At 41.8% G+C, this 12,766-nt stretch carries 10 protein-coding genes; 6 read left to right on the top strand and 4 right to left on the bottom strand.

Features of this window, described 5'->3' with window-relative positions:
- Window positions 1-4 precede the first annotated feature (4 nt).
- The gene (carA, locus tag ACPEEM_RS10265; protein ID WP_424402013.1) at window positions 5-1,138 is read right to left on the bottom strand and encodes a glutamine-hydrolyzing carbamoyl-phosphate synthase small subunit; all 1,134 of its coding nucleotides are present in this window, start codon (window positions 1,136-1,138) and stop codon (window positions 5-7) included.
- A gap of 354 nt (window positions 1,139-1,492) precedes the next feature.
- On the opposite strand from carA, the gene ACPEEM_RS10260 reads away from it, so the two are divergent.
- On the top strand, window positions 1,493-2,233 hold the full coding sequence (locus ACPEEM_RS10260) for an MlaA family lipoprotein (protein WP_424406918.1): 741 nt from the start codon (window positions 1,493-1,495) through the stop codon (window positions 2,231-2,233).
- A 13-nt stretch (window positions 2,234-2,246) separates the two neighbouring features.
- Window positions 2,247-2,741 (top strand): YfbU family protein, encoded by a 495-nt coding sequence (locus ACPEEM_RS10255; protein WP_424402011.1) that lies wholly within the window; start codon window positions 2,247-2,249, stop codon window positions 2,739-2,741.
- A gap of 150 nt (window positions 2,742-2,891) precedes the next feature.
- Here the strand turns inward: ACPEEM_RS10255 and ACPEEM_RS10250 are convergent, their stop codons facing one another.
- Entirely contained in the window at window positions 2,892-3,905 is a 1,014-nt protein-coding gene (locus tag ACPEEM_RS10250; protein ID WP_424405109.1) for a YeiH family putative sulfate export transporter, read from the bottom strand.
- Between the two features lie 179 nt (window positions 3,906-4,084).
- Window positions 4,085-6,709, bottom strand: coding sequence for a bifunctional acetaldehyde-CoA/alcohol dehydrogenase (adhE, locus tag ACPEEM_RS10245; RefSeq protein ID WP_424402009.1), 2,625 nt, complete (start codon window positions 6,707-6,709; stop codon window positions 4,085-4,087).
- Window positions 6,710-6,955: 246 nt separating this feature from the next.
- Between adhE and ACPEEM_RS10240 the strand changes: the two genes are divergently transcribed.
- The gene (locus ACPEEM_RS10240; protein WP_424402008.1) at window positions 6,956-7,522 is read left to right on the top strand and encodes an acetate uptake transporter; all 567 of its coding nucleotides are present in this window, start codon (window positions 6,956-6,958) and stop codon (window positions 7,520-7,522) included.
- A 95-nt stretch (window positions 7,523-7,617) separates the two neighbouring features.
- Here ACPEEM_RS10240 and greB read toward each other — a convergent pair whose 3' ends face one another.
- The gene (greB, locus tag ACPEEM_RS10235) at window positions 7,618-8,097 is read right to left on the bottom strand and encodes a transcription elongation factor GreB (RefSeq protein ID WP_424402007.1); all 480 of its coding nucleotides are present in this window, start codon (window positions 8,095-8,097) and stop codon (window positions 7,618-7,620) included.
- 139 nt (window positions 8,098-8,236) lie between these two features.
- On the opposite strand from greB, the gene ACPEEM_RS10230 reads away from it, so the two are divergent.
- The 3 genes from ACPEEM_RS10230 (at window position 8,237) to ACPEEM_RS10220 (ending at window position 12,764) form a co-directional block, all read left to right on the top strand.
- Complete coding sequence (locus ACPEEM_RS10230; RefSeq protein WP_424402006.1) at window positions 8,237-8,803, top strand: hypothetical protein; 567 nt, start codon at window positions 8,237-8,239, stop codon at window positions 8,801-8,803.
- Window positions 8,804-8,865: 62 nt separating this feature from the next.
- Window positions 8,866-11,184: a Tex family protein gene (locus ACPEEM_RS10225; protein WP_424408257.1), complete on the top strand. Its 2,319-nt coding sequence runs from the start codon at window positions 8,866-8,868 to the stop codon at window positions 11,182-11,184.
- 32 nt (window positions 11,185-11,216) lie between these two features.
- Window positions 11,217-12,764, top strand: coding sequence for a type I restriction-modification system subunit M (locus tag ACPEEM_RS10220; RefSeq protein ID WP_424406916.1), 1,548 nt, complete (start codon window positions 11,217-11,219; stop codon window positions 12,762-12,764).
- Window positions 12,765-12,766 lie beyond the last annotated feature (2 nt).

Here is a 12,766-nt window from a genome sequence, read left to right as displayed (position 1 = left end):
TCGATCACTGACTTAAATTTGCCTTACGCATGGCATGAATAAATTTATCAAATAAATACGCCACGTCATTTGGACCTGGGCTCGCTTCTGGGTGACCTTGGAAGGAGAACGCCACCTGATCTGTGAGTTCAATACCTTGCACCGAATGGTCAAAGAGTGATCGGTGAGTCACACGCACATTGCTTGGTAAACTGGCTTCATCCACTTCAAAACCGTGGTTTTGGCTGGTGATCAACACTTTCTGGCTGTCGAGATCTTGCACTGGGTGGTTTGCCCCGTGGTGTCCGAATGCCATTTTCTTGGTTTTTCCGCCTGCGGCTAAGCCAAGTAGCTGATGACCTAAGCAGATACCAAAAATCGGTTTTTTCGACGCTAATAAGGTTTGAATGGCGGAAATGGCATAATCGCAAGGCTCAGGATCACCCGGTCCATTTGACAAGAAAATCCCATCTGGATTTAACGCCAACACTTGCTCTGCGGGCGTTTTGGCAGGAACCACTGTGATTTTACAGCCACGCTCAGCCAACATTCTTAAAATATTGTGTTTCACGCCAAAATCATAAGCAACAATATTAAATTCGGTTTTGGCTTGGTTCACATAGCCTTTGCCTAATTGCCATTCTCCTGATGTCCAAGTAAATGCATCTGGGCTTGAGACCTCTTGAGCCAGATCTTTCCCCGCCATGGAACCAAAACTTTTGGCGAATTCAAGGGCTTTCGCTTCATCAATCTCGCCTGTCATGATGCATCCTGCTTGTGCACCTTTATCACGTAAAATGCGGGTTAAACGGCGTGTATCAATGTCAGCAATGGCAACCACATTATTGGTTTCAAGGTAATCACTTAAGCTCATGGATGAGCGGAAATTGCTGTGTAATAAAGGTAAGTCACGAATAATTAAGCCCGATGCATAAACCTTGTTGGACTCTCGGTCTTCCGTGTTTGTGCCAGTATTACCAATGTGAGGATAAGTTAAAGTGACGATTTGTCGAAAATAAGAAGGGTCAGTTAGAATTTCTTGATAGCCTGTCATGGAAGTATTAAAAACCACTTCGCCTATGGTGTGGCCCTTTGCCCCAATAGACGTACCGTGGAAGACGCTACCATCTGCCAATACCAAAATTGCTGGTTCAGACATAAATTACTCCTATGTTTTGGTTGAACACTTACGAATGTTCATTAACCACAACTTAGTGAAAACTTTTTTAAAAACCACCGCACTTTGAAAGGGGCGGCTAAAATAAAGGCACTAAATCGTGTCTGAAAATCGACTCTTTATCAGAGGGTTTCTGAACAAAAGTTAAACCTCGCAATTCTAATGGACAATGCACAAGTATTCAAGTTATTTTCGCAAACGTTTAAATGAATATTTATTCTTTTATATTGCATAAAAATACATTTTTAAGCAAGTCATTTCTCTTAAACAAAGTGTTTTGTAGTTAATCATTAACTTGCTAAAATGAACTGTCTTTTACTTTGACTGAGAAAATGTATGAAAAGAACAGGATTCCTTACTACACTCGCTTTCACGTCGGTGTTATTAAGTGGCTGTGCGACGGTTGATCCTCAAACAGGCGAGCGTCAAGATCCCCTTGAGGGATTTAACCGTACAATGTGGGATTTCAACTATAAAGTGGTCGATCCCTATGTGTTAAAACCTGTGGCAACAGGCTGGAAAAACTATGTTCCCACCCCTGTTAAATCGGGCTTAACCAATGTGGCAAACAACCTTGATGAACCCGCCAGTTTTGTTAACCGCTTACTTTCAGGTGAGTTTAAAAAAGCGATGGTCCATTTTAATCGTTTCTGGATAAACTCCGTGTTCGGTATTGCTGGGTTAATTGATGTGGCAAGTTATAGTGCCCCGTTGAAAATTGACCGCAATCGTCGCTTTGGCGATACCTTAGGTCACTACGGCGTGGAAACAGGTTCTTATGTGATGTTGCCATTTTATGGTCCAGCCACACCAAGACAGGATATCGGCAACTTAGCGGATACGACATATCCTATGCTTTCTTTATTAGGGCCTTGGTCTTTCCTGAAATCTGGCATTCAAGCCATTGATGGTCGTGCTAAAGCCTTAGATAAAGAAGCCTTATTAGACCAATCTCAAGATCCTTATATCACCTTCCGTGAAGCCTATTTCCAAAATCTCGAATACCGAGTTAAAGATGGAAAAGTCAGCACACCAAAACAGGATCTTTCACAAGATATTTTAAACGAAATAGACTAAAAGGAATAACATTATGGAAATGACTGCCACGCAACGTCTGATTCTGGCAAACCAATATAAATTAATGGGCTTATTAGACAGTGAAAATGCAAAAAAATACCAACGTTTAGAAGCCATTGTGAAAGGGGGATTTGCATTAGAACTGAAAGAATTAGATAAAGAATTTGCTGATTTATCTGAAGCAGAATGCCAAGCCGTATTAGATACTTTAGAAATGTATCAGGCATTGCAGATTTCTTATAATAACCTCAGTGATCAATCTGCCTTAACGCCACACCGCTTACAATTTGCGGGATATTGTGCCATTCGTGAGAAAAAATATTTGAATTATCTTCGTTTTATCACAGGCGTGGAAGGAAAATATCAAGAATTTATGCGTTGTGAACATGGTTGTGATTCCCAAATCCCAATGTGGGATAAATATACTCGAATGTTAGATGTTTGGCGTGCGTGTCCACACGGCTATCATTTAAGTATGACTGAAATCCAAAATATCTTAAATGCATAAAAAAGCAAAATAACCCTTAATAAAAAAGAGCAAATAGCCACCTATTTGCTCTTTTTTGTGTCTTCATATTCCATCACGCTTTGTATCAAAAAGTGTAATCCACTTTAATACTTTTTGAAAACAGACCGCACTTTTGTGATGTTCTGAGCCTTACCATAACTGGCTAATGCCAACATTGACAAAAAATCCACCAATCACTAACCAGCATAACACCAATGCCCCTAAAATAAGCGGTTTGATACCTGCTTGTTTAACGGCACTGATATGTGTTGTAAAACCAAGTGCTGTCATGGCGGCAATCAGCAATAATTCATCCATTTCGATAAGCCAAGCCACAAGATGTGCGGGAATTACGAAAAAGGAATTGATCACCACCATGAAAATAAATAAAAAAGCAAACCAAGGAATCGTGATTTTTTTCATTTTGAAGGGGGGGTGATGTGGTGATCGCCAGATACAAGGCACCAGTAATAAGAAAGGGGCGAGCATCATTACCCGAATCATTTTAGACATCACCGCTGTATCAGCCACCGCAGGGGCAATACTGCCTCCCGCAGCATACACTTGAGCCACTTCATGTATGCTCGACCCAATATAAATACCGAACTGATGTTCATTCAACCAATCTGTGAGATAAGGGTACATCAACGGATATAAAAACATCGAAATCGTGCCGAAAATCACAATGACTGCCACTGAAATTGAAATGTGATGGGATTCTGCTTTGATCACGGGTTGCATGGACATAATGGCAGCCGCACCACAAATACTACAACCACCCGCGGTAAGATAAACGAGATGTTTGTTCATATTCAAATAACGAATCCCGATCCATAAGGTGAGGAAAAACGTGCTGACGAGCATAACCACATCTGTCGCAATAGCATGAAAACCAACATGGCTAATTTCTTGTAAGGTTAATCGAAAGCCATACAAAATAATGCCTAAACGCAACAAAGGACCTTTGGCAAAAATGATACCTTGTTCGACTTGTTGAGCTATTTTGGGGTAGAGGGTGTTACCGAATAGCATGCCTGACAAAATAGCCATGGTTAATGCACTGATTTTCGCGTTAACCATAACTTCTGTATGGGCAAGTTGATGGACAATGAAGGTAAATAAGCCAACTAATGCGAGTCCGAAATACAAAGTGTAATTTTTCATTGTGGCTGTCCTAACAGAAAATTTTTGTTGGAATATCCTGTTAACGGTTAAGCAAAAAATATTAAAGGATTTTGCCTGAATGTAAAATTGATTATGGTGTTGGTAGAACGTTTGAAAGGCATAAAAAAAGTGCGATCAAAACTTTTTTCATATTGACCGCACTTTTTGTTAACGATTAATTAGTATTGATTTGCATCATAACCATAGTAGGCGTTAGTTAAAATCACTTCCATATCACTTACTACTGGTAAGCGTGGGTTAGCTGGTGAACATTGGTCTTCAAAGGCAAGTAAGCCAATATCACGACGTGCGTCCATCCATTCTTTTTCATTAATGCCTTGTTCTTTAAACGACATTTTGATACCAACGCGTTGAGCAAGCTCATAACAGGCTTGAGCATAAGATCTCACACCTTCTTCTGGTGTTGCACAAGGTAAGCCAAGCATACGAGCAATATCTTGATATTTAATATCTGCTTTGTAGTAATTGTATTTTGGCCATGTCGCTGTTTTTTGTGGGCGTGTACCGTTATAACGAATAACATGCGGCATTAAGATTGCATTGGTACGACCGTGTGGAGTATGGAAACGTCCCCCAATTTTGTGAGCAAGAGAGTGGTTCATACCCAAGAATGCGTTCGCAAACGCCATACCTGCCATGGTTGAAGCATTGTGCATTTTTTCACGTGCTTCAGGATCTTTTTCTTTCACTGATCGCTCTAAATGTTCAAATACTAATTTGATTGCTTGTAATGCAAGACCATCAGTAAAGTCATTAGCAAGTACAGACACATAAGCTTCAGTTGCGTGAGTTAACACGTCTAAACCTGTATCCGCTGCAACATGAGCTGGCACGCTAAGTACGAATGCAGGGTCAACAATTGCCACAGTTGGTGTTAAAGAGTAGTCCGCAATTGGATATTTTTTATCACCTTCGGTAATAACCGCAAATGGTGTCACTTCAGAACCTGTACCAGAAGTGGTTGGGATACCGATGAAGCGAGCTTTACGACCTAATTGTGGGAATTTGAACGCACGTTTACGAATATCCATGAATTTTTGTACTAAGTCATGGAAGTCAACTTCTGGTTGTTCATAGAATAACCACATTACTTTTGCCGCATCCATTGCAGAACCACCACCTAATGCAATAATGGTATCTGGTTGGTAGTTACGGATTAATTCGGTACCACGACGTACAGTTTCGATTGATGGATCTGGCTCAACATCAGCGAAAAGTTGATAAGTCACATGGTTACCACGTGCTGTAATTTGTTTAGCAATTTTTTCTACAAAGCCAAGATCAACCATGGTTCTATCTGTGACGATAACCACACGTTCCATGCCTTTCATGGATTGTAAATATTGGATTGAATCGCGTTCAAAATAGATTTTTGAAGGCACTTTGAACCACTGCATGTTATTTCTCCGTCTTCCCACACGTTTAATATTTAATAAATTCGCCGCACTTACGTTGTTACCCACGGAGTTTTTACCGTATGAACCACAACCTAATGTGAGTGATGGAAGGAAGGCGTTATAAACATCACCGATACCACCGAAAGTAGATGGTGAGTTCCAAATCACACGAATCGCTTTCACTCGTTCACCGAAAGCTTTTGCAATGTTAGCATCTTTAGTGTGAATTGCCGCAGAGTGTCCTAAACCGTGGAAATTCACCATGGCTTCTGATAAAGCAAAACCTTGTTCTGTTGAGTTAGATTTTAAGATTGCAAGTACTGGAGAAAGTTTTTCACGAGTAAGTGGTTCTTTCTCACCCACTTCTTTACATTCTGCGACCAAAATATTGGTTTTTTCTGGCACTTTGAAACCAGCTTGTTCAGCAATCCATGTAGCAGGTTTACCCACGACATTTGCATTTAATTTTGCACCCGCACAATTTGCACTGTTTGCTTTAACACCGAAAATGAATTCTTCTAATAAAGCTTTTTCTTTTTTATTCACAAAGTAAACGCCGTAAGATTTCATTTCAGCAACAAATTCATCGTATACTTCATCATCAACGATCGCCGCTTGTTCAGAAGCACAAATCATACCGTTATCGAACGCTTTTGACATCACGATATCATGTGTGGCTTGTTTGATGTTTGCAGTTTTTTCCACATAAGCTGGTACGTTACCTGCCCCTACACCAAGTGCTGGTTTACCACATGAGTAAGCGGCTTGCACCATTGCGTTACCCCCAGTAGCAAGAATGGTCGCAATGCCAGGGTGTTTCATTAAGGCAGCAGTACCTTCCATAGATGGGTTTTCAATCCATTGCACACAGTTTTTTGGTGCCCCAGCGGCAACAGCAGCTTCATAAACAACACGAGCAGCATGAGCAGAAGATTTTTGTGCTGAAGGGTGGAAAGCAAAAACAATTGGGTTACGTGTTTTAAGAGAGATAAGGGCTTTGAAAATCGCAGTCGATGTTGGGTTAGTGGTTGGTGTAATACCACATACCACACCAACAGGGTCGGCGATTTCAGTAATACCTGTTACATCATCTTCACTGATCACACCAACGGTTTTCAAGTTGCGCATATTATTGACCACGTATTCGCAAGCAAATAAGTTCTTAGTCGCTTTATCTTCAAATACCCCACGTCCAGTCTCTTCATAAGCGTGCATCGCTAAAACACCGTGTTGATCAAGTGCAGCTACAGAAGCTTTCGCAACGATATAATCAACTTGTTGTTGATTAAGTTTGCGAAATTCTTCTAATGCCACCAACCCTTTTTCAACCAATGCATTAACTTCGGCCTGTGCTGGACTGATTTCGATTTCAGCGGTGTGACTCATAATGATTCTCCTAATATCTAAAAAATATAAATTATTTAAACTGAAAAAAATTATATTCAATTCACTGCTTGAAAAGTAGTAAATTTGGCAAAATTTATCAAAAATGTGATTTTGATCAACTTTTTGAGCTCGTCTGTTTTATAAACAAATTTTTTTCGCATTTCTCTTTCTTTCTAACCCCAGATCGAGGATACTATTGCACCTTTTTATCGGCTTATTTTGATTTACATTTTAAGGAAATTTTTTATGTCATCATCAAAAAATAAATACGCAAATCCTGGTCCATTAGGCTTATGCGGTTTTGCGTTAACAACTTGGTTACTTTGTTTAATTAATGCAGGCATTTTTGACACACAAAGTGTGGGCTTGGTGATTGCGATGGCGTTCGCTTTCGGTGGGACTGCACAAATGATTGCAGGTATGTTTGAATATAAAAAAGGCAACACCTTTGGTTTTACCGCATTTATTAGCTATGGGGCGTTTTGGTGGTCATGGGCATTATTTGTTGTCTTCTTTAAAGGCGACACACCAGCAACCTTCATCGCATGGTATTTAGCGATTTGGGGAACCTTTACGTTAATGATGTTCTTATCAAGCTTTAGTAAACCACGTGCGTTACAAGCGATTTTCTTCTTCTTAACCTTAACCTTTTATGCACTTGCCATTGGTGATGCCACAGGTAACCACAGCATTGTGAACATTGGTGGATATTTAGGATTAATTACGGCATTTTGTGCTTTCTATTTAGCCGCAGCAGAAATGTTTATTGACTCTTATGGTCGAGAAATTTTACCGATCGGTGCAAAAAAATAACGGGCTTTTATCAGTCCTCAATGAGACCGAGCAAATGGCTCGGTCTTTTTTATGGGGAAAACGTGGCGAAAAAGCACCGCACTTTTGCCAAAGGACTAACCTTTTTCATACCAAATACGATTCACATATAACACCACTAAGCCAGACGGGGTCTGCACTTTAATTTCATCATCAATGGATTTACCAATTAAGGCTCTTGCCACAGGGGAATCAATAGAAATCCAGTTTTTCGCAGGATCAAACTCATCACAACCCACAATACGATAGCATTTTTCTTCACCCGCCTCATTTTCTAAGGCAACCCACGCCCCAAAAAAGACTTTGCCTTCTTGTTTTGGGTGATAATCCACAATTTGCAGAACATCTAAACGCTTAGTTAAAAAACGCACTCGACGATCAATTTCTCGCAAACGGCGTTTTCCGTAAATATATTCCGCATTTTCACTGCGATCACCTAATGCCGCCGCATCAGAGACCGCTTGGGTGACTTTCGGGCGTTCCTCTTTCCATAAAAACTTCAGTTCTTGATCTAAAACATTCCAGCCTGCTCGGGTAATGTAATTTGATTTCGCCATGATGATCATTCCAATAAACAAAGAGAGGATATTTTACCTCATCACAGCCTTTCCGACTAACGCTGTCCACTATTTTTTATTTTGTGCTTTTCTGTATAATGAGGACGTTATCATTATGGATCTTCAATAAGGAATTAACATGAAAAAAGTGATTGCATTAACCGCGATTTTAGCTTTGTCTGTCACCGCAATCAGTGAAGCAAAAAGTGCTCGTGGTGGACGTTCAAGTGGGGCATCTCGCCCTGTGGCAAGTAAACCCGCATTGCCTGCAAGACAAAGTGCTGCCACACAACAAACACAGAAAAATACGCAACAACAGCCTGATGCTACGTTCAATCAACAAATTCAACAAAATGCGACAAAAGCCCCTGCCAATACAGGCAATCGCTTAGCGAGCTTTGCAACAGGTGCGGCAGCTGGTTATTTATTAAGTGAAGCCCTCACCCCAAATGAGGCACAGGCACAAACCGCTACGCCAAAAGCAGATGCTACAGCAGGACAGGCACTTAACACACCAACAAGCCATGCCCATACGATACATTTTCGATCCTTTGATGCTAAAAACCCAGCCTTAGTTGGGCTGGCAGGTGCACAAAGCTTATATTGCTTAAATGGGGGATTGTATTTAATGAGCTCAAGCAACAACCAGCTGATCGCCGTCACCGACAACAAACAACAACCCTTACCGTGCAATATCGCACCCTAATTCAACAAAAAGCGGGCATCAGCTCGCTTTTATTGCCTCTATCTCTTGAGTTTTAAATCATGATGCTTAATCAACAAATCAGCCAAATTATTGCCACGGAACTTGCCGTGCAACCTCAACAAATTCTCGCCGCCATTCAATTAGTGGACGATGGCAACACCATTCCGTTTATCGCTCGTTATCGTAAAGAAGTGACGGGCGGATTAGATGACACTCAATTACGCCATTTTGAAACCCGTTTGATCTATTTACGTGAATTGGAAGACCGTCGTCAAACCATTTTGAAATCCATTGAAGAACAAGGCAAATTAACTGACGAACTTCGTCACCAAATTCAGCAAGTACAAAGCAAAACCGAATTGGAAGATTTATATTTGCCTTACAAACCCAAACGCCGCACCAAAGGGCAAATCGCCATTGAAGCAGGGCTTGAGCCCTTGGCGGATTTACTTTGGAACAGCCCAGAAAATGATCCAGAAACCACCGCACTTTCTTTCGTAGACAGTGAAAAAGGTATCGCTGACGCCAAAGCCGCCTTAGACGGAGCAAAATACATTTTAATGGAACGCTTTGCCGAAGATGCTGCCTTGCTCGCAAAAGTGCGGACTTATTTGCAACAAAGTGCGGTCATTTTTGCCAAAGTTTTGGAAGGCAAAGAAGCAGAAGGGGCAAAATTCCAAGATTATTTTGATCACCAAGAATTATTGAAAAATGTGCCATCGCACCGTGCACTTGCCATGTTTCGTGGGCGTAACGAAGGCATTCTGCAATTAGGCTTAAATGCGGATCCCGAACAAGAAGAAGGTGTACGTCAAAGTTATTGTGAAGAGATTATCCGCAACCATTTAGGCGTGCGTTTCACGGGGCAGCCTGCGGATAAATGGCGTGAGCAAGTGATTGCATGGACGTGGAAAATTAAAGTTGCTTTACACCTCGAAACCGAATTAATGGCAAGTTTGCGTGAAAAAGCGGAAGAAGAAGCCATTGATGTATTTGCTCGCAATCTGACCGCACTGTTAATGGCGGCACCTGCAGGGGCGAAAAATACTATGGGCTTAGACCCAGGGCTGCGTACAGGGGTGAAAGTCGCCGTTGTGGATAACACAGGTAAATTACTCGCCACTGACACCATTTATCCACACACAGGGCAAATGGACGCCGCCATGGCAACCCTTTATCGCCTCATCAAAACCCATCAAGTGGAATTAATCGCCATTGGTAACGGCACCGCCTCTCGTGAAACCGAGCGTTTTGCCAAAGAGGTGATCAAAGCCATTGAGGGCAACAAACCGCAAACCGTGGTGGTGAGCGAGGCTGGTGCCTCCGTGTATTCTGCTTCCGAATTAGCCGCAACCGAATTTCCTGAGCTAGACGTGTCATTGCGTGGAGCGGTATCCATTGCTCGTCGCTTGCAAGATCCCCTTGCCGAGTTGGTGAAAATTGAACCGAAAGCCATTGGTGTGGGGCAATATCAGCATGATGTCAATCAAAGCCAATTAGCCCGTAAATTAGATGCCGTGGTGGAAGACTGCGTTAACGCCGTTGGTGTGGATTTAAACACCGCCTCCGCCCCATTATTGGCACGTGTGGCAGGCATGACCAAAACCCTAGCACAAAATATTGTTACCTATCGTGATGAAAACGGACGTTTCGACAGTCGTGAACAACTGAAAAAAGTGCCCCGTTTAGGACCCAAAGCCTTTGAGCAATGTGCAGGCTTTATGCGAATTGCCGCAGGGAAAAACCCACTTGATGCGTCGGGCGTTCACCCAGAGGCTTATCCTGTGGTTGAGAAGATTTTGCAAGCGACCGAGCAATCAATCCAAGATTTAATGGGCAATGCCAGTGCCGTTCGTCAACTTGATGCGAAAAAATTTATTGATGAACAGTTTGGTTTACCAACAGTGCAGGATATTTTCAAAGAGCTTGAAAAACCGGGTCGTGACCCACGTGGTGAGTTCAAAACCGCTACCTTTATGGACGGCGTAGAAGAAATCAGCGATTTAAAACCGGGTATGATTTTAGAAGGGACTGTAACTAACGTAACCAACTTCGGGGCGTTTGTGGACATTGGCGTGCATCAAGACGGTTTAGTGCATATTTCTTCGTTGTCGGATAAATTCGTGGAAGATCCGCACCAAGTAGTGAAAACGGGCGACATTGTGAAAGTGAAAGTGCTGGAAGTGGACGTGCCTCGCAAACGTATTGCACTGACTATGCGGTTAGAAGAAAAGCCCGTAGATAAAAATCTGTCTAAAAATGACCGCACTTTATCGGCTAAACCTCGCAACAATCCACCAGCCAAAGGGCGTGATCGCTCATCTAACCACAGCACCATGGGCAACGCCTTTGCTGATGCGTTGAAGAATTGGAAAAAATAGCTACAACCCCAAAAACCACAAGGAAAAATACTATGACCAGTGCACAACAACGAGCAGAACTTCAACGTCGAATTTGGCAAATCGCTAACGATGTGCGAGGCTCTGTGGACGGTTGGGATTTTAAACAATATGTGTTAGGTACCTTATTCTATCGTTTCATTAGTGAAAACTTCACTAACTACATTGAAGGTGGCGACCCAAACGCCAATTATGCCAATTATACTGATGCGGAAATTGATGCATTAGGGATCAAAGACGATGCCATTAAAACCAAAGGCTATTTTATTTACCCAAGCCAACTGTTTAAAAATGTGGTGAAAACCGCACATCGCAATGATCATCTTAACACCGATTTAGCCACCATTTTCTCTAGCATTGAAAGCTCCGCAACGGGCTACCCTTCTGAATCAGATATCAAAGGGTTATTTGCCGATTTTGATACCACCAGCAATCGCTTAGGCAATACGGTCAATGATAAAAATAAACGCTTGGTTGCGGTGTTAAAGGGGGTGGATGAACTTAATTTTGGAGAATTTGAACACAATCATATTGACCTATTTGGCGATGCCTATGAGTTTTTAATCTCCAATTATGCCGCCAATGCAGGCAAATCAGGCGGTGAGTTTTTCACGCCACAAAATGTCTCAAAGCTGATCGCAAAATTAGCCCTACACGGACAAAAAACCGTCAATAAAATTTACGATCCTGCTTGTGGTTCAGGGTCGTTATTATTGCAAGCGAAAAAACAATTTGATGATCACATTATTGAAGAAGGCTTTTTCGGACAAGAGATTAACCACACCACCTACAACCTTGCTCGTATGAATATGTTTTTACACAACATTAACTACGACAAATTCCATATTGAATTAGGTGATACCTTAATTGATCCTAAACTGAAAGATGATAAGCCGTTTGATGCCATTGTCTCTAATCCACCTTATTCAGTGAAATGGATTGGTAGCGATGACCCGACGTTGATTAATGATGACCGATTCGCCCCCGCCAGTGTACTTGCCCCGAAATCGAAAGCCGATTTTGCCTTTATACTGCACGCCTTGAGCTATCTTTCTGCTCGTGGGCGAGCGGCAATTGTCACCTTCCCTGGGATTTTCTATCGTGGTGGTGCCGAGCAGAAAATTCGCCAATATCTGGTTGACAACAACTTTGTAGAAACCGTGATTTCCCTTGCCCCAAACCTGTTTTACGGCACCTCTATTGCGGTGAATATTTTGGTGCTCGCCAAACACAAAACCGATACTAAAATCCAGTTTATTGATGCGAGCAGTTTCTTTAAAAAAGAAACCAACAATAACATCCTCACCGAAGAGCATATTACTGACATTGTTAAACTGTTTGCGGATAAAGCAGACGTACCGCATATCGCACAATCTATTGATTATGAAAAAATCAAAGCCAATGATTACAACCTCGCTGTGAGTTCTTACGTGGAAGCCAAAGACACCCGAGAAGTGATTGATATTGGGGTATTAAATCAAGAAATCCGAGAAACCGTGATAAAAATCGACCGCTTGCGTGCCGAAATTGAAGAAATTGTGGCAGAGATTGAGGGGAACTAAAG

The sequence above is a fragment of the Pasteurella pantherarum genome (assembly GCF_049670885.1).
In the GTDB taxonomy this organism is placed as follows: Bacteria; Pseudomonadota; Gammaproteobacteria; order Enterobacterales; family Pasteurellaceae; genus Pasteurella.
Note: the sequence above shows the minus strand (reverse complement) of the source record. Positions and strands in the feature narration are given on the sequence as shown.